This is a genomic window from Fervidicoccaceae archaeon (genome assembly GCA_038878695.1).
Lineage (GTDB): Archaea > Thermoproteota > Thermoprotei_A > Sulfolobales > Fervidicoccaceae > JAVZVD01.
Genome location: JAVZVD010000002.1, coordinates 176,225 through 200,365 on the forward strand (window position 1 = coordinate 176,225; position 24,141 = coordinate 200,365).

Below are 24,141 nucleotides of genomic sequence, written 5' to 3' on the forward strand. Positions count from 1 at the left end.
CGGGCCGCCGGTGCGCGCCGTGCCGTTGATAGCTCACATAGCCGATACGCACTTGGGCTACGCTCAGCTCTCCCTAGAGGAGCGCGAGGAGGACGTCTACTCGCTCTTCGAGGAGGCGGTGAGAAGGGCGGTCCTCGAGGAGAGAGCGGACCTAGTCGTTTTGTCGGGCGACGTCTTCGATAAGCCGAGGCCCCCCAACAAGGCCCTGGTGCGCTTCAGGAGAGCCCTCGAGGTGGCCGAGGAGAGAGGAGTCAAGGTCGTGGCGGTGGCCGGGGAGCACGACCTCGTCAAGACGAGGAGAGACGTGAGCGTGCTCGAGGTGGCCCCCCTGCTCGTCGAGGGGCTCGTCGTCCTCTGGCCCCCCGGCTCGAGCGGTAGACCTCACAAGCTCGAGGTGAGGACCTCGAGCTCGACTCTGGTGCTCTACGGGGCTCCGGCCTACCCGAGGACTCCTCAGAGGCTCGAGCACTACAGAGGCCTCTTCGCACGCTACGAGCGCGAGGCGAGGGCCGAGGAGGGAGTCAAGGTCCTCGCGGCTCATCTACCGGTGGAGGGCTTCATGAGCTCGGAGTTCGAGCCCAGCCTGCCTCGAGCTCATCTGCCCCGCGGCTTCTCGTACTACGCTCTAGGCCATCTCCACGCCAGAGCCTGGGCGAGGACCGAGGAGGGGGCCCTCTTGGCCTACCCGGGCAGCATCGACGTGCTGAACAGAGGAGAAATAGAGAGCTGGAGGAGAGAGGGCAAGGGCTTCTACCTCGTGGATCTCTCGGGCGACGAGGCGAGGATCGAGAGGGTGGACCTAGACGTGAGGCCTCAAATAGCGATAGAGGGGGAGCTCGGCGAGGTCTTGACGTTGCTAGGGAGAGAGCTCGGGGCTCTCGAGCGTAGGAGGCCTCTCGTCTTCCTCGAGGTGGAGGTGGAGAGCGGGCAGAGAGACAGAGCGAGGGCCGAGATCGAGAAGATGCTGCGCGGCAGAGTGCTCGACTACAGGCTCGTGCTGAGAGAGAAGATGATCGAGCTCGGCCCGGTCTCGTTCTCGGCCTCGAAGTCGCGCAGCGAGGTCGAGGTCGTGTCGAGCATCTTGGGCTTGAGCGAGGAGTTGGCGAGAGCTCTCGTGGAGCTGAAAGCCTGCCTCGCCTCGCGCAGGAGCGCCGACGAGTGCAGGGTCGAGGTCGAGCGCTACCTCGAGCTGATCGAGAGCGGGGGGAGGAGGGGGGCGTGATAGTCGAGAGGATCAGGCTCGAGGGCTTCAGGAGCTACTACGAGGCCTCGGAGATCGAGCTGGGAGAGGGGCTCACGGTGATCATCGGCGAGAACGGAGCCGGTAAGTCCAGCATAGTCGAGGCGCTCTACTTCGCTCTGCTGGGCGAGCTCCTCCGGGGGAAGATCGAGGAGGTGCTCAATAATCGAGGCAGACCGCTCGAGGTCAGAGTTCGGCTGCGCGGAGACAGGGGGATCGTCGAGATCGCGAGAGGGAGGGGGAGGAGGCCTCAGCACTCCTTCGATGAGCTCAAAGTGGACGGAAAGCTCGTCGCGCGCGGCGCGAGGGAGACCACGAGCTTTCTGGCCGAGAGGGTGCTCGCTCTAGGACCCGAAGGGGCCTCGGCCCTCGAGAGAGTCCTGAGGACTTGCGTCGTCTCTCAGGGAGGCCTCGCGGAGATCATATCGATGCTGAGCAGGCCCGGAGCCAGGCTCCAGGACTGGGTCAACGAGCAGCTGGGCCTGAAGGACTACGAGCTAGCTTACGAGAGGCTCGGGGAGCTATCGCTGGAGGCCCCCAAGCTCAAGAGCTCAGCGCTCTCCGTGGCCCTCGGCTCCCCCTCCTATAGAGTCACCGAGGAGGGGCTGAGGTCCCTGAGAACGGACCTCGAGAGAGGCGAGAGGATTCTGCGAGAGAGGGAGAAGAGGAGGGGGGAGTTGGAGAAGAGGAGGGGGGAGATCGAGGAGGGCGCGAGGCGGCTGAGGAGAGAGCTGGAGGAGGTCGAAAGGAGGCGCGAGGAGCTGAGGAGAGAGCTGGAGGAGGTCGAGGAGAGAGGCAGGAGAGCGAGGGAGCTTGAGGCCTCAATAGCCACCCTCGAGCGGGAGGTCTCCGCGGAGAGGGAGGCTCTAGCGAGAGCCGAGGAGAGGCTGAGGGCCCTCGGAGCCCCCCTCGTGGGGGAGGCCGAGCTCGAGAGGATCGAGGCTCTCGCCAAGGTCTCGGCCGAGCTCGAGAGGCTCGGAGCTCTCTCGCGGGCCCTCTCGCCCGCGTTCGAGGAGGCGATCGAGCTGAGGTCTCTCGTCGAGATCCTAGAGTCCGAGGGCCTGGCGGTCAGCGAGGATTTCTCCGCTCTATCGAAATCCGTCGAGAGAGCTCTGAGAGAGCTCGAGTTCTCGCGGAGCGAGGCCGAGAGGCTCTCGAGAGAGCTCGACAGAGTGAGGAGAGAGCTCGAGGAGCTCGCGCGGAGAGCGGCCGAGGCTGCTAAGAAGATGGGCGCGACCGCCGACGCCGGGCCCCCGCCGACGGATCTCGAGGCCTACGGCGAGCTCGCCGACTTCCTCGAGAGGAGAGCGGAGGAGATCGTCGAGAGGCTCGTGAGCGAGGTCAGCTCGCTGGAGAGCAAGAGGGTCAGCGCCGCGAGGGGGGTCTGCGTGGTGTGCGGGGGTCTCCTAACCGAGGAGAGGAGGCGTAGGATGCTCGAGGAGGCGTCGAGCAGGCTTGCGCCGAGGGAGAGGGAGCTGGCGGAGGCGAGGAGCTCGCTAGGAGAGCTGAGGGAGATTCTCAGAGAGCTCAGGTCGAGGCTTGCCGAGGCCTCGGACCTCTCGAGGAGACTCGAAGAAGCGGCCAGGAGGGCGTCCGAGGCGTCTAAGATGGGGGGAGAGGAGGTCCTCAGGAGGAGGCTCGAGGTCCTCGAGAGGGTCGGGGAGCTCGCGAGGTCTCTATTGACGGACCTCAGAAGATGCGAGGCCCTGGGGCTCGCTCGAGCCCCCGAGGTCGGAGAAGTCGGGGAGCTCGTCGCGAGAGCTCGCGAGGTCGCGGCCTGGGCCGAGGGGCTCTCGGGGGAGCTCGCCGAGCTCTCGGGGGAGCTCGCCGGAGAGCGCTCGAGGCTTCTCGAGCTCATGCCGCCGGAGCTGAGGCCCGAGGTCGAGAAGAAATCGGCGAGGGAGCTCGAGGAGCTGGCCAGAGCGCTCAGGGAGAGGCTGAGGCGCCACTCCGAGATCGCGAGCGAGATGGAGAGCAGGAGGAGGAGGCTGGAGAGGCTCGAGTCCGAGTTGTCCTCTCTCCGTTCTCAGCTCGAGTCCCTCAAATACGACGAGGTCAGGCACCGAGAACTCAGGAGGGAGCTAGACGCCCTCTCGTCGAGAGCGGGGGAGCTCGCGGGCTCGATCGCCTCGCTCGAGAGCGAGCTGAGGCGGTGCGAGGATGAGCTGAGGTCGCTCGAGGCCGATCTGTCAGCCTCGAGGGAGGACCTGGAGAGCTTGGCGAGGCTCGGCGGGAGACTCGAGGCTCTGCTGAGGCTCAGGGGCCTCTTTCACAGAGAGGGCCTGCCGGCGAAGATAAGGAGATACGCGTTGAAGAGGGTCGAGGTCGAGATGAATAGGCTCCTTCAATTATTCGACCTAGAGTACAGAGAGGTGGAGATCGGAGAGGACCTGAGCCTGAGGTTCCTGGGGCCGAGGGGGTCCGCCTCTTTCTCTCAGCTGAGCGGGGGGGAGAGCGTGGCCGCCGCGATATCGTTCCTGCTGGCTCTCAGAAGGACCGTCGAGGAGCTTCTCATCGGCAAGAGCGTCCTCGGCTTCATGGTCTTGGACGAGCCGACGATCCATCTCGACGACGAGAGGAGAACGGCCCTCGCTAGAATATTCTCGGAGTTCCAGGGAGGCAGGGTGATACCTCAGCTCATCGTCGTGACCCACGAGGACGACATGAAGGAGGTGGGGGACTCGGTGGTGCTGGTCGAGAGAGTCGGGGGAGCGTCGAGGGCGAGGAGGCTGGAGGCCGAGGTCTCTTGATGAGCGAGCTCCTCGAGGTCTTGGCGGCCAGGAGGGGCGAGCTCGAGAAGAAGATAGCCAGGCTCCTCGAGGAGGGGGGCCGAGGAGTCGGCGTAAAGTGGAGGCCTCTCCCCGAGCTGGAGCGCTTCCCCAGACCCGAAGGCCTGGTGGTCTCGGCAGTCGACGGGGGGAGCAACAGGAGGTCCCTGCTCTCGCTAGAGGTCTACGTCGTGAAGGCCTACTCCGAGTCTGCGAGATTGCTCCCGAGCCTCGCGCTCGAGCCCCTCAGGAGGCGCAGGATCATAGACGTGGACGTCATGCTCCCTCCCCGCAACGTCGGCGAGAGGCTAACGCTCTACAGGCAAGTGGCCGAGGTCAAGCTGATGCTCGCCTCGGCGAGCTCATCGGATTTGATCCTCGCGGACGGGAGCGTGGAGTCTCTCGCGGCTAGGCCCATTCACGTCAAGCTGGTGGAGCTCGACCGAGGCGGGGGCCTCGTGCCGGACTGCGAGGAGCTCGCCTCGGAGATAGAGCGCGACCTGGCCTCGGGCAGCCCGAGAGCCATGGTCTCGAAGCCTCTGATCGAGGAGCTGGCTTCGACCGAGCGAGCGAGAGAGGAGCTCGCGGAGGAGATAAGACTCGTCGAGGCCGCGGAGAAGGCCGCGTCGCTCAAGCTCCTGCTCGACGCCGTGGCGGAGCGAGGAGCGAGCCTAGTCTTCGTCACGAAGACCGGGCGCTCGAACAGGCTCTTTGGGGCCTCGGTCCCCGACCAGTACGTGCTGCACGTCTCGACGAAGTCGTCGGGCTACTGCCGAGTCGGGGAGCCGAGCAGTCTCGCTGAGCTGCTGGGAGCGGGTCTCCTCCCGAGGTACTGCGGCCTTAGGAGCGCGGCCGAGAGGGTGATCGCCGAGAGAGGCTACGTGAGGCTCGCGCCGGGAGGCCCCGTGCTCGGGATCGACCTGATCGGCCCGAGCTCTTCGAGGAGACCTCTCGAAGAGGTCCTGCCTCTGCTCTCCGCCCTGTCGCCGAGCGGCTACCCGACGCTTCTCCAGCTCGTGGACCGCGAATCTCACATATACAACGAAGAGGTAGATAGGGTGGTGACTGCGCTGGGCCTCTCGACGGAGTTTACGGGCAGGGAGGTGTTGGAGCCCTGAGGTCGGCCGAGGAGGTCGCGGAGATAGGCGTGGTCATCGGCGAGACCACCCCAGGGAGGGCTCTGTTCCTAGCCAAGAGGCCCCCGAGGCTGGGAGAGTTCGTGATCATAGAGCACGACGAGGGATTCGTCCTGGGTATGGTCGAGGACTCGGTCGCCGGGAGCCCCTTCATATCGGACGACTCGACGGACATCGAGGCGGTCTCCAAGATGCTGCAGATCGTCGGCAGGGACAGGTTCTACCTGAAGGGCTCGGCCAGGACCCTCTCGAGGCTCGAGGACCTCATGGTCAGGAGGAAGGTGCGACCGGTCAAGACGCCGCCGAGGCCTGGAGCGAGAGTATTCGAGGCCGACGAGGGGGTCCTGAACAGGATATTCACGCCCCCCGGTCGTCCGCTGCTCGGCGGCGAGGCTTACTACGACGAGAAGACCAGGAGGGGCTACGTGAGAATAGGGTCTCTGGCCACGAATCCCAACGTCCCGGTCTACGTCAGCGTCGATAAGCTCGTGGCCCGCCACTGCGCCGTCCTGGCCATGACTGGGGCCGGCAAGTCGAACGCGGTGGCCGTGCTCTCGAATAGGATAGCCAGAGCCTTCGGCGGGACCATCGTGATATTTGACTTCCACGGAGAGTACCTCGACGCGTTCGACAGCGAGGTCTCCAACGTGATAGAGCCCAGAATAAACCCCGACTCGCTCAAGCTCCACGAGATAGGGGCTCTCGCGAGCATCGTGCCGTCTTATCACAAGCAGTACAGAGCTCTGCGAGCCCTCTACGGACTCGCCAGAGCCCTCAGGAGCTCGGGGGAGGGCGGTGGGAAGAACGTCGTTGAGCTCATGATAGAGCTCGCGGACGCGATCGAGGACCGCGAGGCCGGGGAGGGGCTCCGCTCGCTCCTCGCCTCCTCGATCGCCCGGCCAGAGAGGCTGCCCTCGGAGGCCGAGGAGCACTATCGCAGGCTCGTTAAGCTCAGCTCCGACGTGTTGCACGAGGTGGCGGGGAAGCTCGAGGACCTCCTCTCCAGGTACAGAGGCTTCTTGAGCTCGAGCGCTCCCCGCGATCTCTCGAGGCTCATCGTGCCGCGCAAGCTCAACGTCGTGGACCTCTCGCACGTCGATAGGGAAGGCTGCGACGTCTTCGTGTCCTTCGTCTCGAGGAGCCTCCTCGAGGCCAGGAAGAGGTGGGTTGTGAGCGGGGGGCGCGAGGGCTACCCGACGCCCGCCCTCCTCGTCCTCGAGGAGGCCCACACGCTCGTGCCGAAGGGGGAGGAGCAGACGAACACGAAGACCGTGTTCTCACAGATAGCGAGAGAGGGGAGGAAGTTCGGCGTGGGCCTATGCCTCGTGAGCCAGAGGCCCAAGAGCCTCGACGAGAACAGCCTCAGCCAGACGTGCAGCAAGATAGTCCTCAGGATCGTCGAGCCCGAAGACCAATATTATGTTCAGAGGACTAGCGAGCAGCTCAGCCGGGAGCTCGTCTCGCTTCTGCCGAGTCTCGACGTGGGCGAGGCCGTGGTCTTCGGCGAGTTCGCTCTCTTTCCAGCCCTCGTCAAGATCGACGAGTTCGGGGCGAAGAGCATGGGCAGAGACCCCGACGTCGTGGGGGAGTGGCTGAAGACTTCGAGAGAGAGCGGCCGAGAGCTCGATGAGTTCATCGAGATGCAGTTCTCGAGCTGATGGAGGCTAGGGGTCGCCGAGCGATTTAAACCCTATTCTCCTATTTTATATGGGTTAATTATCGATTTAATAATTCTTATTTCAGAGAATCGAATATTAGTTGCAAAAATCCTTCGAGCCGCGGGGAGAAATTGAACAGACCCAAGGGGGAGGGGAGCAGACTAGCCTCCGTGGCCCTCGTCGCGTGGGCCGGGGCCTTCCTCGAGTGGCTCGACTTCTACACCTACGGCATTCTGGCCAAGGTGGTCGCCAGAGTATTCTTCCCCTCGACGGATCCCATAGCCTCGCTCATTGCATCCTATGGCGCTCTGGCCGTCGGCTTCCTCTTCAGGCCGCTCGGCGCGATACTCTTCGGCAAGATAGGCGATCAGCTCGGGCGCAAGAGGGCCTTCGTCATCGCCGCTCTCCTCATGTTGGTCGGGACCGTCGGCGTGGGCCTCGCGCCTAGCTACGCTCAGGTGGGGGTCCTAGCCTCGATCTTGGTCTTCGCGTTGAGGATAGTTCAGGGTCTAGCGCTGGGCGGAGGCTACGGGGCCGCGATCACGTACCTCGGCGAGTTCGCGCCGGAGCACAGGAGAGGGCTGATAACCGGTGTGCTCTTCACCACGCCAGCGGCCGGGATGGGCGTCGCGGGCAGCATCCAGACCTTCATCAGCGGCTGGCTCGGCGCGGAGCAGTTCGCCGCGTGGGGCTGGAGGCTCAACTTCATCGTGGCCGGCGCCCTCGTCTTCGCCGTCGCTCTGATCCTCCACCTGATCTACAGAGAGACTCCCATCTTCGACATGCTAAAGAGAGTGAGGCGCGTCACCTCGAGCCCGGTCAGAGAGGTCTTCTCGAAGCGCTACCTGCCCCTAGTCCTCATGGCGTGGATCGGCGTGGTCGGGGCCCACGGGCCCGTGTGGTACACGAACAACTACTTCAACTCGCAGTATCTGCAGATAGCCGGCGGCTTGAGCACGAGCGAGGCGAACAAGATACTGAGCACCGCAATATATGCCTCTCTGTGGACCTATCCGCTCTTCGGCTGGCTCTCCGACAAGATAGGCAGGAAGCCCGTGCTCCTCCTCGGCATCTACGGCAATGCGCTGTGGTTCCCCGTGGCCTTCAAGCTCTACGACAAGTACCTCGCGGTAGGAGACGAGACGGGGCTCTGGCTGACCACTCTGACGATGACTCTCTTCAACGGAGTGGGCTACAGCGGAGCCATGTCGGCTCTCCTGCTCGAGCTGTTCCCGGCTAGAATAAGGCTCTCCTCCGTTGCTCTCTCCTACAATCTGGGCTACGGTCTGACGGGCGGCTTTACTCCCCTAGTAGTCACGTCGATCTACAGGGTCACGGGCGATTTGTACCAGGCAGTCGTGCTCTGGTCGACGCTGGTGCCAATGATCATGGGGGCCCTCTACGCGCTGAGGGGGCCCGAGACGTTGGGCACGAGGATCTGGGCGGAGCTGAGCGCCGGCAGATTCGCCAAGAGGCCTCCGCTCGTGGTGCCACCCGGAGTCCCGCTCGTTGAAGCGGCCAAGCGCATGATCGAGAGCGGGGTCAGGGCGGCCTTCGTCGTGGGCAGCGGCGTCGGAGTGCTCGAGGAGAGGGCCTTGGTTAGGGCCATAGCGCGAGGGGCAGGCCTCGGCTCTCCGGTCTCCGAGCACGCCGTGCGCGTGGAGTGCGTGCGCGAGGACGAGCCCGTGACGAAGATATTCGTCGTGATTGAGGAGAAGTTCCTCAGGCACGCGCCTATCTGTGACTCGAGCGGAGAGCTCGTGGGATACGTCAGCGCCAGGGAGCTCGTGAACGAGGCCCTCGCTCTAGACTCCATCGCGAAGAAGAGGGCCTCGCTGAGATTCAGAGTTCGCGACGTGGCGGCGAGAGACTTGGTCTACGTGAGGCCCGGCGCGCCGCTGAGGGAGGTCGCTAGGATCATGGCGGAGAACAACGTAGGCTTCGTGCCGATCTTAAGCGATGGAGAGATCGTCGGAGTGCTCTCCGAGTACGATCTGTTGAGAGCCATCGCGTTGGGGGCAGACCTCGGCGCCCCGGTGGAGGCCCTAGCTAGAAGAGAGGGCATAATCACGGTGAACGGGGACTCCACGTTGAGGGAGGCCGCCGAGCTGATGCTGAGGCACAACATAAGGCACCTGCCGGTGCTCGACAACGGGAGAGTGGCTGCGGTAGTATCGATCAGAGACGTCATCAAGGCCGTGGGCTGAGGCCTCCGCCATCGAGCTGCGCCTCACCTCCATTCCCCTCTTTTCCCCTCCTAAGACGAGGTCTCACGAATCGCTCGCCGAGCTCTCCTCGGCGATTCTATTGCCGAGCGCGGCGAGAGAGGGGATAAGAGCGAGGTCGCTCGAGCTCCTAGCCGCGGCTCCTAGACGGGCGAGAGACTTTGAGCCCTGTTGTTTATACTGTGGGGTACTCTGGGCGAACTCCGCGCGAGCTGATCGAGCTGCTGCGGAGCAATGGGGTCGAGAGAGTCGTCGACGTCAGGAGGTGGAACTACTCGAGGAGAGCTCCCGAGTTCTCGGGACCGGCTCTAGCCGGGGCCCTCGCGCTCGAGGACATCGACTACGTCTGGATCCCCGAGCTGGGCGGCTATAGGCGCTTCGGCGTCGACGCCGATGACAGAGGAGTGGGCAGCTGCTTGGGAGCCGAGGGTTTCAGAGCCTACGCCGCCTACATTACGACGAGGCTCGACGTCAGGCCCGCTCTGAGGAAGCTCGAGTATCTCGCGTCGGAGAAGACCAGCGCTCTGCTCTGCAGAGAGAGGAGCCCGACAGCGTGTCATAGGAGGATCCTATCGGACTACCTGATGGTCAGGGGATTCAGAGTGATTCACGTGGTGGGGCGGGGGGAGCTATTGGAGCTCGGGCTCAGCCCCTGCGCTAGGGCGTCGAGCGGAGAGCTCGAGTACGTCTAGGAGCTCATAGGCTTCGCCAATGGCCCTCGGCAGAACGATCGGTCGAGAGCCGCCCCCAGCTTTTAAGCCTCTTCGATCACACGAACGCGCGGGCCGTGAAGAGTTTGCCGAAAGCCCGATCCTCGCCGAGGCTCGGAGATGAGGTCTCTCCCGAAGGCTGAGCCCCTCTGAGGCTGCTAGAGCGCGAACGCTACGCGAGGCGATCCTCGAGGTGAGCTCGAGGTCTTGAGAGGAGTCTTAGTGGGGGAGGAGGCTATCAAGGCTCTCGGAGGCCTCATCGACGACTCGATCCTGGTCTTCCTGGGAAATAGGCTGCGGGGCGACGACGCGGCCGGTCTCCTTGTGGGGGAGCTCCTCCTGGCCTCCTGCGCGACGCGACGCGCTATCGTCTGCGAGTCCCAGCTGGAGCTGTGCTTGAGCGAGCTGAGCGGGAGGCTCGAGAAGGCGAGGAGGCTCATAATAATCGACGCGATCGAGGCGGGCCTCGAGGCCGGCCAGATAGCGTTGGCGCCCCTAGACGAGTTCTCGAGCTCGATCGACTTCTCCTCCTCTCACGGCATCTCGATGAGGCTCCTGTCTCGAGTCCTTAAATGGCGCTACGGCGTCGAGGAGGCGTGGGTCCTCGGCGTGCAGGCCTCGGAGCTGGGGGCGGTGAGGCTCGAGATCTCCTCAGAAGTCAGAGAGGGCTGCGAGGTCCTCGCGGAGGCTCTGCTGAGCTCGCTCCCCGAATGCAGGCTCGGACGAGGGCTCGGGGCTTTTGATTAAGCTATGTTAAATGGAACCTCCTTAATGAACGCCAGATGTTATCACAACCGGTCGCGCAAGTGCTCCGGGACTTAATATTTTTTTCTCTCAATGTGGAACGAAAATAATTATAAGGCTATTAGGAAGCCGAGTGCTGGGGCCAATCGGTGACGGCGAGTCAGATCGCTGTGGTCGTGTTGGCTCTAGCGCTCGCGCTGCTGACCTCGGTAGCCCTCTTTGCGGCTTCGGCGCTCCTCTCCTTCAAGGGCTCGCGCCCTTTAGAGCGCGACTCGTCTCTCGGCAGGAGACCCTTCACCGGCGGCGTGACTCTGGGCCCCCAGAGGTTCCGCTACTACACCGAGCTTATGGCGCTCGTCTCGTTCTTCCTGCTCGCCGAGGCCTTGGCGATCTTCTTATTGTTCTCCCCCGCCGGCTTGGAGACCGCCCTCTTCGCCCTGCTCGGCCTCGGCGGTATACTCTCGTCGGCTGTCTTGTTCCAGAGGAGGCGGAGAGCTCATGGGATTGGGAGACCTCAATAGATACATCAAGAAGAGCCTCTGGCTCTTCCACTTCAACGCCAGCAGCTGCAACGGCTGCGATATAGAGATAGTCGCGGCTCTCACGCCGAGGTTCGACGCGGAGAGGTTCGGAGCTCTCCTCGTCCCTAGCCCCAGGCACGCCGACGCTCTCGTGGTCACCGGCTCGGTCAATAGGCTCTCGGTCGACGCACTCAGGCAGATCTACAGCCAGATGCCCGAGCCGAAGGTCGTAATCGCCGTCGGCGCCTGCGCCTGCAGCGGGGGCGTGTTCCACGACTGCTACAACGTGATCGGGGGAGTCGATAAGGTCATACCGGTGGACGTTTACGTGCCGGGCTGCGCCGTTAAGCCCGAGGCGATAATCAAGGCGCTGGGCCTCGTGGCTGGCGTCAAGAGCGAGAAGAGGAAGAGGGGCAAAGCGAGGCCGATAGTAGTGGAGGCCTGATAGCTTTGGGCGGGAGACCCCTAGAGAACGTCGTGACGGTGGAACCGGAGGGATTGAGGGAGGCCGTAGAGCACCAAGTCAAGAGGGGCTACGGCCACCTCGTCACGATAACGGGGGTCGACGCGGGGGAGAAGATCAGGGTCCTCTATCACTTGTCTAGCCTGTCGGGCGACATGACTCACTTAGAGGTCTCGGTCCCCAAGAAGGTCGGGGCTTCTCTCCCCACGATAGCAGACGTGATACCGGGTTCTCTCTTCTACGAGATGGAGGTTCGCGATCTCTTCGGGGTTAGGTTCGAGGGGAACCCCTGGGAAGCCTATCGGTACCCGCTCCCCGAAACTTACCCGCGAGACGCGACCCCGCCTCTCTGGAAGGAGGCGGAGAACGAGAAGGTCAGGGAAATCATTTGGCGCGACGGCGATGCCCTCGGCCAAATTCAGACTAGCGCCGAGGGAGTGAGCGTCCCCTTTGGCCCCTATCATCCAGCCCTCAAGGAGCCCGAGCACTTCAGGCTGATCGTGGACGGCGAGACCGTCGTTGACGTCATACCGAGGCTGGGATACGTCCACAGGGGCATCGAGAAAATCGCTGAGAGGAGGACCTACCTGAAGAACGTCTACCTCTTCGAGAGGGTGTGCGGCATCTGCAGTTTCATACACACGTACACCTACGTCCTGGCGGCCGAGAGCGTGGCCAAGGTGGAGCCGAGCAGGAGAGCCGAGTGGCTGAGGACTCTCGTGGCCGAGCTCGAGAGGGTCCACTCGCACCTCCTGTGGATAGGGCTCGTCGGGTACTGGATGGGCTTCGACACCATGTTCATGTGGCTGTGGGGCGTCCGCGAGAAGGTCATGGACGTCCTCGAGATCGTATGCGGCAATAGAGTGATGAAGGGCTTCGCGACAATAGGAGGCACCGTCAGAGACGTCACAGACTCTCAGCTCGAGCAAGTCAAGAGGGCTCTCCGAGAGATCGAGAAGCAGGCCTCCGACGTGATGGAGAGGATCCTCTCCTTCGACCTCTTCATCCACAGGACCAGAGGCTTCGGCGAGTTCGACGTCGAGACCGCGAGGAGGATGTGCGCCGTTGGCCCCTACAGGAGAATCACGGGTGACCCCTACGACATAAGGAAGGTGGAGCCCTACGGAGCCTACCAAGAGCTGGGCTTCGAGCCCATAACAGAGAAGAGGGCCGACGCCTATCACTCCGTGCTCGTCAGGCTCAAGGAGACGATGCAGTCGATCGAGATGTGCAGGAGAATCGCCGAGGAGCTCCCCGCCGGCGCGGCGGTTCCCCAGAGATTTTACATGGCCTCTCCCCAGCCCGGCGAGGCCGTTGCTAGAACCGAGGCCCCCAGGGGCGAGCTCTTCTACTTCATTAAGTCGGCTGGCAAGCCCACCCCCGATAGAGTCAAGGTCAGAACGCCGAGCCTCGCCAACATGCTGCTCGCCGCTACGCTCCTGCGCGGAGCGACTCTCTCCGACGTCCCCATCATCTTCACGATGATAGACCCCTGCTTCAGCTGCACCGATAGGGTCCTGGTGTACGACGTGCGAACCAGGACCGCCAGGATGCTCAGGGAGGAGGACTTCATTAAGATGAGCAGAAAGAGGTGGGCTAGCTGTGAGTGAGCTCGCTCTCGAGGCCTTGCTCAGGACCTTGGTCTTCCCCGGCCTATTGTTCGCGACGATCTTCGCGCTGTTCTTGCAGTGGGTGGAGAGGAAGTCCGTGGCTAGGATCCAGTGGAGGATCGGGCCCAAGTTCACCGGGCCCCGCGGGCTCCTACAGCCCCTCTACGACTTCCTCAAGCTCCTCACGAAACGCGAGATAGTCCCGGAAGGAGCTGACCCCCTGCTCTTCAGGCTGGCCCCGGCGATCTCGCTGGGAGTGCCGGTCTTCGGCCTGGCCCTCCTGCCTCTCTCCGGAATAAAGTCCCCTCTAGGCTTCGAGGGAGACTTCGTCCTCATGCTCTTCGTGCTCTCGTTCGGAGCCTTCGCGATGGCTCTCGCCGGCTTCGCTGTGCTCAGCCCCTATACGTCGGTCGGAGTCGGCAGGCACGTGCTACAGTACTCGGTCTACGAGGCCCTTCTCTCGATCGCGCTGATCCTCGCTGCTCTGCAGGCTAAGGCGCTGAGCGTGGAGGGCGTCTTGAGCTATCAGGCTCAGCATGGCCCGCTGTTGATCTATCAGCCGCTCGGCTTCGTGGCGGCCCTATTAGCGCTCATGGCGAAGCTCGAGAAGCAGCCCTTCGACCTCCCCGAGGCCAAGCAAGAGATCGTCGGCGGGTGGCTGACGGAGTACTCCGGCCGAGGTCTGGCTTTCCTCAAGCTCTACAAGGACCTCATGCTATTCTTCGGGGCCTCTCTCATGGCCGTGGCCTACTTAGGAGGACCCCTCGGCCCAGGCCACGACGCCGCGCCGATCATTGGGACGGCCTACTTCCTGCTCAAAGTGCTGCTGATATCGCTGCTGATCTTCGTGGTGAGAGGTATCGCCGCGAGGATCCGAGTCCTCGCGCTCGGAGAGTACTTCTGGGTGAGGCTCGCTCCCCTCCTCCTCGCGCAAGCAGCTCTCGTGCTCTTGGTCCTGAGGTGATCCGCTCGTGCCCAAGAGAGGCGCGACCGGGATGTTGAGCGAGGCCCTTAGGCGATTGGTCACCGAGCCCATCACCGAGCCCTACGTGGTCGAGGACCTCGAAGAGCAGCCCCACCTGCGCGGGAGACCTCTGCTCATCCCGGAGAAGTGCACCGGCTGTAGGCTGTGCTACATGGTCTGCCCCTCCTCTGCAATAACCATGGTCACGGTAGGGACCAGGAGGGTCGGGCAGAGAGAAGTCCCGCTGCAGCATCCCAGGTTCGATTACTTCAGGTGCATATACTGCGGCATGTGCTCCTACGTCTGCACGTTCAAGGCCATAGAACTCGAGAGAAAGCTCGTGCCGCTACACGTGGGGCCGAAGCCAAGCGGGGGCGAGGGCGCTTGATAGGGGAGGCTCTGGCCGCGGTCGGCGCTGTTCTCGTTCTCCTGGCCCTTGTGGTCAGGAGGCTCTCCGTCGCCGTGGTCTCCCTATTTTTCGGGAGCGCGCTCGCGGGCCTTTCGATAGCTATGCTCGTTAGCCCCGCCGCCGGCGTCGTCGTAGCAACGCTCTACGCGGGGCTCCTCGTCACCTTAATCCTGATAGCCTTGGCCGTCGTCCCGACCTCGCCCGAGGAGATGGAGCCCAGGATCGATTACGGGCACTTCCTCGCTCTGGTCTTCGGGCTCTCCTCCACCTATCTGATCTCAGTGCTCGTCCTCGAGCACGCCGGGCTCCTGGGCCTGAGCGAGCCAAGGGCCATGGCCATTCAAGACGTCGGAGCCCTGGCCCTCCTCATGCTCACAACGGCTATCGGAGTGGTAATGTCGATGTGGGGTGTGGAGGAGTGACCGGCGTGAGCTCTTCTTTCGTGACCGCGGTTGGGGTCGTCCTCGCCATGGGAGGCCTCGTCGCGGTCGCCGCTACGCGCAACTTGGTCAGAGTACTCATCGGGCTGCAATCGCTCGGCCTCGGAGCGATTCTGGTCCTTTCGTCGGCCGGCCTGAGCTCCGCCTTTTCGCCCACTTACGCCGTAGTGCTCGCGGCCTCGGCCGCAGCAGCGATGGAGGCCGCGAGCATAATCGTCGTGGTGGTCGTCTACAGGAAGTTCAAGACTAGCGACCCGAGGAGGATCTCCGAGCTCAAATGGTAGGAGGTGCGAGGCCTTGGCCGAGGTCAATCCCCTCCTGATCCCGCTGGCGACCCTCGCGGCCTGCGTCTTGGAGCCGGCGTTGGGCAAGATCTCGAGGAGGGCGGGCGAGGGCCTTGCTGTGGTCGCCTCGGCCCTGGCCGCCGCCCTCTCGCTTTACCTATTTTCTCAGCCCCATAGGTGGCCCCTCTACTTGGGACCGTATCTCCCGCACGTCTCCTTCTACGTCGATCAACTCTCCGTCTTCATGCTCTGCGTGATAAACTGCATAGGAGCTCTCGTTGTCTACTACAGCGTCGGCTACATGGGACGCGACAGAGACTTCATTAGATACTACGCGTTGATACTCCTCTTCATCGGTTCAATGTCGGGCCTCGTCGTGGCTGGAGACCTCGTGCTCCTCTATATATTTTGGGAGATGGTGGGGATATGCAGCGCCCTCCTCATAGCCTATTGGTGGGAGAAGCCCGAGGCCAGGAGAGCCGGCCTCAAGGCCTTCGTGGTCACGAGGACCGCCGACTTTGGCATGTTGATAGGCGTCGCACTAGCCTACGCCGCTGCCGGCACGACCAGCGTGCCGGAGCTCCTGAGCTCGGCCTCGGGTCTGCCCGCTAGAATGGCCCAGCTCATCGGGCTTCTCCTCTTCGTCGGAGCCATGGGTAAGTCCGCTCAGTTCCCGTTGTTGGTCTGGCTCCCCGATGCCATGGAGGGGCCCACGACGGTTAGCGCCCTTATACACGCCGCCACCATGGTCAAGGCCGGCGTCTACTTGGTCGCCAGAATGTACCCGCTGATCTCGCTTTTCCCAGCTCTGATGCACTTGATCGCTGTCATCGCTCTAATAACCGTGCTCATGTCGGGCTTCGCCGCGATTGGGTCGAGAGACGTCAAGAGGGTTCTGGCCTTCAGCACGATCAATCACCTCTCGCTCATGTTCCTGGCCCTCGGCCTGGGAGCCTGGACCGCCTCTCAGCTCCACCTGCTTAGCCACTCGCTCTTCAAGGCCCTCCTCTTCCTCACGGCGGGTCTCGTGATTCACGAGACAGGCACCAGAGACATCTTCCAGATGAGGGGTCTCTATAGAGGCGGGCTGAGGATCTCGGCCATCTGCTTCCTAATAGGCGCTCTGAGCCTGGCCGGACTCCCGCCCTTCCCCGGCTTCGTCACGAAGGAGATGGTGCTGGGGCTGCTTCACGGAGCGCTCCCCGAGGCCCTCGCATCGTTGGTGGTCTTCACGGTATCCTTCACGTCGGCTCTCTACATCTTCAGGGCGTTCTTCGCGATGTTCTTGGGCGAGCCCAGCGGCCACTACCACGAGAGAGACAAGTTCATGGTCCCAGTCATCGTGTTGCTCTGCGTCGCCACGACCCTCGGCCTCTACCCGGTCCTCAGCGCCGCTCGCGCCTTCGGAGCGGAGCACTTGCACGCGGCCGTTGAGCCGCTCCCGCTCCTGGCCGCTCTGCTGGGCGTGGCGGTCTCCTACGCGCTCTGGGGCAGAAACGCGGCCCCCGAAATGAGGAGGTCTCTCGGCCCACTGGCCAGTGCGGCGGAGAGGAGCTTCCTCCTGGACGACGCCTACACGATGCTCGCCAAATTCGTCGCCGATAAAGTGAGCCGAGTTGCCACGATGATTCAGACAGGCGTTCCCTCGATAAACACCTCGTGGATCCTGGCCTTCGTTTTAGCGCTCGCGCTCCTCGTCTCGTTAGTGTGGTGAGAGCGACATGACCCCCCTCGGAGCCCTCGCGAGCGAGACCTCGGTCCTGCTCCTCACCTCGGCGGGAGTGACCGCTATAGCCTCGACGGGCCTCCTCGGCGAGGCGAGGAGCAGGAGTATATCGACCTATCTTCTGACGGCGTGGACTGGGCTCCTCCTATTGATCTTCGTTGGCGCGAGGAGCCCGGCCGGCTTCATAGGCGCTACCTCGGCCGCCATAGGGCTCGCCGCGGCTCTCTCTTCAAGCTGTATCATCAGGGAGAGAGGCAAGTTCCTGCACGACGCTGTGCTCCTCGCTCTCGTCGCGTCGGCCTATCTCGTGGCTCAGAGCAGAGACCTCATCAGGCTCTTCGTCTATTGGGAGCTCATGAGCGTGTCGATACTGGTCCTAACGGTGTTCCACTGGCACAGAGAGAACCTAGAGTCGGCCCTCAAGTACGTCATGATGTGCGGCGTCGGCAGCTTGCTCGCTCTGGTCGGCATCGGCATGACCGTGGCCGAGGCGGGCAGCACGTCGATCGAGGCCGTGGCCCGCGCGAGTCCGCTGGCGAAGGCCCTCATGGCCGTGGGCTTCGGCGTAGAGGCCGCGATCTTCCCGCTGCACTTCTGGCTCCCCGACGTCCACATGGCCGCTCCCAGCACCGCTAGCGCTCTCTTATCCGGCATAGCCATAGAGACGGGCGCCTACGTGGCCGCCAGCGTGGCCTTGCTCGACGCGCACGTCGCCAAGGCGTTCGCGCTGGCCGCCCTCATCGGAGCATTCATTGGCAACTTAGCGGCCATAAGGCAGGACGACATGAAGCGGATGCTCGCCTACAGCAGCGTAGCTCACGTCAGCTACATAGTTTTGGGCCTCGTGGCTGGAGCCGCCCTCGCCAAGACGTACGCTCAGCTCCACATAATGGCCCACGGCCTTCTCAAGGGAGCGGCCTTCCTGCTCTCCGGCCTCTTCATAGCTCTGTGGGGCACGAGGAGCCTAAGCGTATTGGCCGGGAAGCTCGAGAGGACCATAGCGTTGAAGTTCTCCATCGTGGCCTTGGGCCTCGGCCTAACGGGGGTCCCCCCGTTCCTCACGTTCTGGAGCGAGGCTTTCACGTTCATAGGGCTCGTGACGACGAACTTCTTCGCGGCCACGATGGCCGTCGGTATGGCGATCGCGATACTGATCTCGGCCGCGTTCTACTTCAGACTGTTCTACTCTCTGAGCGTTGGGAAGGGGCCGGTCCTCCACGATGGGAGCGGAGAGAGCGGCGGGAACTCGGAGGAGAGGCCCGAGCTAGGCGCGAGCGAGACGGTGGCGCTGGTCGCGATCCTGGCTCTCATCATCGTGGCCATAGCCTTGAGCGCCTTCCCGAAGACCTTGATCGACTACTTCAACCTCGGACAAATGATGTTGCCCCCAGCCTAATGGACCGGGGAGCGCCGACGACCCCGAGCCACTCGTGATTTCAAGGGCCCTCGATTTTTGAGAAGCCCGTCGAGCTCGTCGGGACTTAACTCGTTGAGCCTCCCCGCAGTAGACTCGTTCGAGCCTGTCCTCGCCTGGGCCGCTCGAGGCGCCGCCCGATTCCTCGGCGCGCTCAGCGCGCCGCCTCGCTCACAGACTTCAGGAGCTCCTTGAGGGTCAACACGTCGAGCACGTCCTCGACCATGTCGAGCGAGTAGCCGAGCACCCTCGAGAGGCTCATGAGGAGCCCGTAGCGCGCCGCCTCGCCCCCAGCGGCGCTCTCTAAGAGCCTCCTGACCTCGATCCTCCTGGACTCGATCTCGTCCGCGAGCCGAAGGGCGGCCCCCGCATCCAGCTTGGAGAGAGCCGAGGCGGCCCTAGAGAAAATGGAGCTAGCCTCCTCGACCATCGCCACCAAGTCCTCGCCAATGGAGCCCCCCCTTAAGGCGATCTTCGAGGCCTCCTCGGCCATCGACGCGACGTGATCGGCAACGCGCTCGAGAGCCTTGAAGCCGTGGTAGTAGTGGAGAGCCTCGGCTGGGCTCTCGAGGCCGGCCTCGGCCGGGGAGACCTCGCCCGAGAGCACGGCCACGAGCCTCCTCGTCAGACTCAGATAGAGCCTGTCGACTAGGTCGTCCCTCGCCCTGACGCTCTGGAGTTGGGAGAGGTCGCCCCTCTTCATCCCCTCGACAAGGTCCCTGAACATGTAGCTTACGTGCCTCGCCGCCAGAGCTACGGCCTCGCCGACGCCCAGGTCGAGCTGACTCCCGACGACTCTCATCGTCAGGCCCGAGCTAGACTCGTCCGTAACGACGACATCCATAATCTTCGAGGAGACGAGGTCGCGGAGAGTCTGAGCGATGGTCGAGCCGGATTCGTCGTGGAGCACCCTGAATACTCTGTAGCCGGCCACGTAGGCCGAGACCAGGGCCTTGGCCGCGGCGCTCGCGCTCGAGGAGCGCAGGTCGATGACCCTCTCGGGAGCTCGAGGTCTCTCCGCTCTCTCGAAGGAGGGAGAGATCCTGAGGCTGTTATCGGGGAGGACCTCGATGAGCACTCTAGAGCCCTTACCTACTCCGGCCCTTCTCGCCCAATCCCTCGGGAGCGAGACTATGAGCGTGGAGCGCCCCGTCAGCTGGACCCTCCTGACGTATAGCACGAAGACCGACCTCTATATGCATCTATATAGTAGTATATATTAATTTTGATTCTATTTCGATCGCGCATATTAGCCGGCGGGTGAGCCCTCGAGCTCGAGGACTGAGCGCTCTTGAGGAGCAGGGCCCTCTACGTCGTCGCCCTCGCCGCCGCGCTCGCAGCCGCCGCCCTCTTCTTGAGCTTGAGACCGGGGGAAAAGCCCGCGGAGTCGACGGGGACGACGACCCCCGCGACCGCTACGCCCGAGAAGGTCACGCTCCTGGGATCAGGCTCGACGTTCGTGCACCCTCAGCTAGACGCCTGGGCCAAGGAGTTCATGAGGAGGGGCCCAGGCGTCGTCATCGAGTACAGCCCTACGGGTAGCGGGGCTGGCCAGGAGCAGTTCCTGGCGAAGCTCGTTGACTTCGCTTGCAGCGATCCCCCGCTGCCCAGCGGGGCTCTCGCGCAGGCCAAGAGGGATCCCAGAGGCGTGATCCAGCTCCCCCTCGTCATCGGGTCGGTGGTCGTGATCTATAATCTGCCGGGCCTCGAGGGGAGGCTCAGGCTGAGCGGAGAGGTCCTGGCCGCCATATACCTGGGCGAGATAGAGTATTGGGACGACCCGAGGATAGCCTCTCTAAACTCCGATCTGAGGCTCCCGCACGAGAGGATCGTCGCCGTGCACAGGTCTGACTCCAGCGGGACGACCCAAATCTTCACAGAGTTCCTGAGGAAGTCGTCGAGGGGTCTGTGGCCGCCCGAGTTGGTCGGGAAAGCCGTCGAATGGCCCGTCGATAAGACCGGGAGAGGACTGGGGGGGAAAGGCAATCAGGGCGTGGCCGACTTGGTCTCGAGGACCCCCGGCTCGATAGGCTACGTCGAGTACGCGTACGCTGCTCTCGCCAAGCTCCCCCACGCGCTGATCGAGAACGCGGAGGGGAGATTCGTCGATGCGTCGCCCGAGACCATGACGAGTGCGCTGAGAGGGGCTCTGGCGAAGCTCCCGCCGAGACCGGACGACGACTTCAACGAGTTCTGGGGCGGCGTCATCTTCGCTCCAGGCGAGGACTCCTATCCCATCACCTCGTTCTCTTTCCTGCTTCTATACAAGAGCTATCCGCCGAGCAAGGCTGAGGCCGTGAGGAGGTTCGTCGAGTTCATCTATACCGAGGGGAGGGGCCTCATGGTCGAGGGCTACGTGCCCGTGCCCGAGGAGCTCGCGTCTTACGCTCTGAGAGCCGTCGAGATTATCGGGAGCGGGTAGAGAACGATGAGGCTCGGGAGGCCTCTAGGCGACTTGGTTTTTTTCTATTGTCTCGCTGCTCCCGCTGCGGCGATGGTCTTAGCCTTCGCGCTCCTCTTCTACGCTCACATCGACTTGAGCCGCGAGGCCCTCGAGCTCCAGGGCCTCAAGACCTTCGCCGGCGCGAGGTGGAGGCCCTCCCTCGAGCCCCCGCCGAAGAGCGAGTACGGTCTGCTCCCAGCGATCGTCGGGACTCTCACTTCCGCCGGCATCGCTCTCCTCATCGCCCTCCCCGTCTCGGTACTCCTCGCGGTGTTTCTCGTCGAGATAGCGCCTCGCTCCCTCTCCCATCTCCTCGGGCTTATCATTGACGCTCTCGCCGGCCTCCCATCGGTCGTGTACGGGCTGTGGGGCCTCTATTTCCTGGGTCCCTTCTTGAGGAAGAACCTAATGGAGCCCCTCCACGAGCTCTTGGGCTTCCTGCCCTTCTTCTCGTGTAAGCCCCTCTCGGGGGCGAGCGTCCTCACGGCGGGGATCCTGCTCTCTATCATGATCACCCCCTTCGCCTCCGCTCTCGTGTACGAGGCGTACAGGAGCGTGCCCTCGGTCTACATCGAGGCCGCCTACTCCCTCGGAATGACCAGGTATGAGCAGGCGATGACGAGGCTCTCGATGATAAGAGGTGCCGTGGTCTCGGCGGCTCTGCTAGGCCTCGGGAGGGCCATGAGCGAGACCGCGGCCGTGACCATGGTGGTAGGAAACGCCTACGTACTCAGCCCCTGCGTCTTCTCTCCAGCCTACACGATCACATCGCTCATAGCCAATCAATTCGCCGAGTCCCGCGGCTACCCCCTCATGCTCAGCTCCCTCTTCGCGGGTAGCCTGCTTCTGCTTTGCGTCGGGCTCATTGTCAACGCGGCTGGCCTGAGAGCTCTCAGGAGCGTGAGACTGTGAGCTGGGCGAGGAAGCTCAAGGACAGGCTCTTCTCGGCTCTGGCCTCGCTCGTGGCTCTCGCCTTCGCGGCGGTCGCCCTCCACGTGGTCCTCTACGTGACTTGGAGAGGGCTCCCCGTCCTTGCCTCGGAGGGGCTCTCGCTGCTCTTCGAGAAGCCCGCAGCCGTGACGGCAGAGAGGCCGGGCGGCGTGGCTCCCGCCCTCGTCGGCACTCTATATTTGACAGCGTCCTCGCTCGCGATAGCTGCTCCGATGGCCGCGCTGGCGGCGGTCTTCTCGGTGGAGTTCCCCCGGAGCCCTCTGTCCAGGCTCGTCAGACTCACGTCGAGAGCTCTGCTCGAAGTCCCGACGATAAGCGTGGGCCTATTGGTCTTCTCGTTGTTGGTCCTCCCATTGGGGAGATTCACGGGATTGGCCGGGACCGTCGCCCTCGCCCTCGTGATGCTGCCCTACGTGTACGTCTACGCGGAGTCCGCTCTGTCCTCAGTGCCCTCGACCTACGTCGAGGCCGGCTACGCGCTGGGCATGAGGAGAGCTCAGGTGGCTCTAGGCCTGAGACTGAAGATGGCGAAGAGAGGGGTGTGGAGGGGAGTGCTCATGGCTACGATGAAAGCGATGGGCGAGACGGCTCCCCTCCTATTCACGGTCTACGGGGCTAGATCCGTAGTGTTCGGAGGCCCGCTTCAGCCGATAGATGCTCTCCCTCTGATGATATTCCAGTTCATTCAGAGCGGCTACGAGAATTGGAGGGCTCTCGCGTGGGGAGGAGCCTTCGTGCTATTGGTCCTCTACATGGCGATGTACGCCGCGTACAGATTGGCCTTGAGAGGCGAGACTAAGTGAACGCGGCCGGCGGCTACGCGATAGAGGCCAGAGGGCTCTCCGTGTCGGTAGGAGGCAAGAGGATCCTCGACGACATCGACCTGAGGATCCCAGCCGGAGCGGTCACGGCGGTTATGGGGCCCAGCGGGAGCGGGAAGACTACGCTGTTGAAGGTCTTCAACAGGCTAGTCGAGCTGATCGACGGAGTCAGAGTCGAGGGGGACGTGAGGGTTTTCGGGAGGAGCGTCTTCGAGATGGACGTCTACGAGCTGAGGAGGATGTTCGGCGTCGTCTTCCAGCAACCGAACCCGTTCCCCCACATGAGCATATACGAAAACGTGGCCATAGGCCCCAAGATCAACGGTCTGACCAAGAGCAGGAGAGAGCTCGACGAGATCGTGAGGTGGGCCCTCGAGAGGGCGGGCCTCTGGGACGAGGTGAGGGACAGACTGAGGGACCCGCCTTGGAGGCTCAGCGGAGGTCAGCAGCAGAGGCTGTGCCTCGCGAGAGCTCTCGCTCTCAAGCCAAGGATCTTACTGCTCGACGAGCCGACCGCCAACATAGACCCGATAAACACCGCTAGGATCGAGGAGGCGGTCAGGAGGCTCGTCGAGCGCGAGGGCATGACCGCGGTCGTAGTCACGCACATGCCTCACCAGGCCGTTAGGCTCTCGGACTACATCGTCGTGCTCTACGGGGGGAGAATCGTAGAGGAGGGGACGACGGCGGAGGTCGCCTTAAATCCGAGGCACGAGATAACACGGAAGCTCCTGAGGGGAGAGCTTTGAGCTTCTCGCAGAGAGAGAGGGAGATCGAGAGAATCAAGGCTCAGCTCAGGAGACTGCACGGCATATGCGACGCTCTGCTCGCGAGAGCGCTAGAGAAGAAGCTCACGGTGAGAGAGGCCGAGGAGGCCGTTTGGTTGGCCGAACACGTCAGAGACGAGATAGTGACCTCGATCCTCCTGTTCATGGCCAGGCGCCAGCCCCTTGGAAAGGATCTGATCTTCGCGAAGAGCGCTCTCGGAGCCTCGTACGACCTGTACAGAATAGTGAGATATGTGAGGGAGAACGCCCTCCTGAGCGAGATCGCGGCGCCGGGCAGCGCTCTCATCGACGAGGGGCTCAGGAGCGCCATTTTCAAGGTCTCGGAGATGCTCAGAGACGCGGTGAGAGGGCTCATCGACGGAGACGTCGAGGCGGCCAAGGGCGTTCTCCGAATGGACGAAGAGATAGACTCGCTCTACGAGCTCAGCCTGTCCAAACTGAGGAGCTCGAGCGCGCTGACCTCGGTCGAGACGGCCAGGCTCCTCGTCCTCAGGCACATCGAGAGGATGGCCGACCACGCCACGTACGTGGCGAGGACGGCTTTAGAACTTCACCAGGCGTGAATGCGACGACCCTTCCGCAGCTAGCGAGGCAGCGGCTCCGGCCTCGACGCCGAGCCTCTCAATGAGTGAGCTCTTCGTCGCCGCCCGTCGGCCCCCTCTCGACCAGCCTCTCGACGCGCTCGGGCCTCGAGACGCCCGAAGAGGTTGGAGAGGGCCCTCGCCGCGATCTCGCCTATCCAACTACGAGTCCGCGATAACGCCGCGAGAGGGTCAGCGAGCGAGGAGGAATCGGCCCTTGCGCTCTAGAGCTCCCGCTTCCGAGG

The 24,141-nt window shown here is 63.3% G+C and carries 22 protein-coding genes; 21 read left to right on the forward strand and 1 reads right to left on the reverse strand.

Annotated features, from left to right (window positions below; translation table 11 throughout):
• The first annotated feature begins 19 nt into the window (after positions 1-19).
• From QXU97_04310 to QXU97_04385, 16 genes are all read left to right on the forward strand, one after another.
• Positions 20-1,222, forward strand: a complete 1,203-nt coding sequence (locus tag QXU97_04310) for an exonuclease SbcCD subunit D (GenBank protein ID MEM4035817.1) — start codon at positions 20-22, stop codon at positions 1,220-1,222.
• Positions 1,219-3,990: an SMC family ATPase gene (locus QXU97_04315; GenBank protein MEM4035818.1), complete on the forward strand. Its 2,772-nt coding sequence runs from the start codon at positions 1,219-1,221 to the stop codon at positions 3,988-3,990. The genes QXU97_04310 and QXU97_04315 overlap by 4 nt, the downstream gene beginning before the upstream one ends.
• A complete protein-coding gene (locus QXU97_04320) occupies positions 3,990-5,126 on the forward strand; it encodes a DNA double-strand break repair nuclease NurA (GenBank protein ID MEM4035819.1) in 1,137 nt (378 codons plus the stop codon). The genes QXU97_04315 and QXU97_04320 overlap by 1 nt, the downstream gene beginning before the upstream one ends.
• A gap of 29 nt (positions 5,127-5,155) precedes the next feature.
• Positions 5,156-6,802, forward strand: coding sequence for an ATP-binding protein (locus QXU97_04325; protein MEM4035820.1), 1,647 nt, complete (start codon positions 5,156-5,158; stop codon positions 6,800-6,802).
• A gap of 131 nt (positions 6,803-6,933) precedes the next feature.
• Positions 6,934-9,009 carry an MFS transporter gene (locus QXU97_04330; GenBank protein ID MEM4035821.1) on the forward strand — a complete coding sequence of 692 codons (2,076 nt, stop codon included), beginning with the start codon at positions 6,934-6,936 and terminating at the stop codon, positions 9,007-9,009.
• A 179-nt stretch (positions 9,010-9,188) separates the two neighbouring features.
• Positions 9,189-9,719, forward strand: coding sequence for a DUF488 domain-containing protein (locus tag QXU97_04335; protein ID MEM4035822.1), 531 nt, complete (start codon positions 9,189-9,191; stop codon positions 9,717-9,719).
• 225 nt (positions 9,720-9,944) lie between these two features.
• Positions 9,945-10,484: a hydrogenase maturation protease gene (locus QXU97_04340; GenBank protein ID MEM4035823.1), complete on the forward strand. Its 540-nt coding sequence runs from the start codon at positions 9,945-9,947 to the stop codon at positions 10,482-10,484.
• A 146-nt stretch (positions 10,485-10,630) separates the two neighbouring features.
• Entirely contained in the window at positions 10,631-11,002 is a 372-nt protein-coding gene (locus QXU97_04345) for a hypothetical protein (GenBank protein MEM4035824.1), read from the forward strand.
• A complete protein-coding gene (locus tag QXU97_04350) occupies positions 10,980-11,447 on the forward strand; it encodes an NADH-quinone oxidoreductase subunit B family protein (protein MEM4035825.1) in 468 nt (155 codons plus the stop codon). Before QXU97_04345 ends, QXU97_04350 begins: the two co-directional genes overlap by 23 nt.
• A gap of 5 nt (positions 11,448-11,452) precedes the next feature.
• On the forward strand, positions 11,453-13,075 hold the full coding sequence (locus QXU97_04355) for an NADH-quinone oxidoreductase subunit C (protein MEM4035826.1): 1,623 nt from the start codon (positions 11,453-11,455) through the stop codon (positions 13,073-13,075).
• Entirely contained in the window at positions 13,068-14,039 is a 972-nt protein-coding gene (locus QXU97_04360; protein ID MEM4035827.1) for a complex I subunit 1 family protein, read from the forward strand. Before QXU97_04355 ends, QXU97_04360 begins: the two co-directional genes overlap by 8 nt.
• A 7-nt stretch (positions 14,040-14,046) precedes the next feature.
• A complete protein-coding gene (locus QXU97_04365; protein MEM4035828.1) occupies positions 14,047-14,427 on the forward strand; it encodes a 4Fe-4S binding protein in 381 nt (126 codons plus the stop codon).
• On the forward strand, positions 14,424-14,870 hold the full coding sequence (locus QXU97_04370; protein ID MEM4035829.1) for a hypothetical protein: 447 nt from the start codon (positions 14,424-14,426) through the stop codon (positions 14,868-14,870). The genes QXU97_04365 and QXU97_04370 overlap by 4 nt, the downstream gene beginning before the upstream one ends.
• A 5-nt stretch (positions 14,871-14,875) precedes the next feature.
• Positions 14,876-15,172 (forward strand): NADH-quinone oxidoreductase subunit K, encoded by a 297-nt coding sequence (locus tag QXU97_04375; GenBank protein MEM4035830.1) that lies wholly within the window; start codon positions 14,876-14,878, stop codon positions 15,170-15,172.
• 13 nt (positions 15,173-15,185) lie between these two features.
• Positions 15,186-16,886 carry an NADH-quinone oxidoreductase subunit L gene (locus QXU97_04380; GenBank protein MEM4035831.1) on the forward strand — a complete coding sequence of 567 codons (1,701 nt, stop codon included), beginning with the start codon at positions 15,186-15,188 and terminating at the stop codon, positions 16,884-16,886.
• Positions 16,887-16,893: 7 nt separating this feature from the next.
• The gene (locus QXU97_04385; GenBank protein ID MEM4035832.1) at positions 16,894-18,294 is read left to right on the forward strand and encodes a proton-conducting transporter membrane subunit; all 1,401 of its coding nucleotides are present in this window, start codon (positions 16,894-16,896) and stop codon (positions 18,292-18,294) included.
• 172 nt (positions 18,295-18,466) lie between these two features.
• On the opposite strand, the gene QXU97_04390 is transcribed toward QXU97_04385, so the two are convergent.
• A complete protein-coding gene (locus tag QXU97_04390; protein ID MEM4035833.1) occupies positions 18,467-19,492 on the reverse strand; it encodes a PhoU domain-containing protein in 1,026 nt (341 codons plus the stop codon).
• 111 nt (positions 19,493-19,603) lie between these two features.
• Here QXU97_04390 and pstS point away from each other — a divergent pair, with 111 nt between their 5' ends.
• Genes pstS through QXU97_04415 form a run of 5 tightly spaced genes read left to right on the forward strand, consistent with a single transcriptional unit; the run spans position 19,604 to position 23,878 of the window.
• On the forward strand, positions 19,604-20,734 hold the full coding sequence (pstS, locus tag QXU97_04395; GenBank protein MEM4035834.1) for a phosphate ABC transporter substrate-binding protein PstS: 1,131 nt from the start codon (positions 19,604-19,606) through the stop codon (positions 20,732-20,734).
• 6 nt (positions 20,735-20,740) lie between these two features.
• Complete coding sequence (gene pstC / locus QXU97_04400; GenBank protein MEM4035835.1) at positions 20,741-21,667, forward strand: phosphate ABC transporter permease subunit PstC; 927 nt, start codon at positions 20,741-20,743, stop codon at positions 21,665-21,667.
• Positions 21,664-22,509 (forward strand): ABC transporter permease subunit, encoded by an 846-nt coding sequence (locus tag QXU97_04405; GenBank protein MEM4035836.1) that lies wholly within the window; start codon positions 21,664-21,666, stop codon positions 22,507-22,509. The genes pstC and QXU97_04405 overlap by 4 nt, the downstream gene beginning before the upstream one ends.
• Positions 22,506-23,276 (forward strand): phosphate ABC transporter ATP-binding protein, encoded by a 771-nt coding sequence (locus QXU97_04410; GenBank protein ID MEM4035837.1) that lies wholly within the window; start codon positions 22,506-22,508, stop codon positions 23,274-23,276. The genes QXU97_04405 and QXU97_04410 overlap by 4 nt, the downstream gene beginning before the upstream one ends.
• On the forward strand, positions 23,273-23,878 hold the full coding sequence (locus QXU97_04415) for a phosphate uptake regulator PhoU (protein ID MEM4035838.1): 606 nt from the start codon (positions 23,273-23,275) through the stop codon (positions 23,876-23,878). Before QXU97_04410 ends, QXU97_04415 begins: the two co-directional genes overlap by 4 nt.
• Positions 23,879-24,141 lie beyond the last annotated feature (263 nt).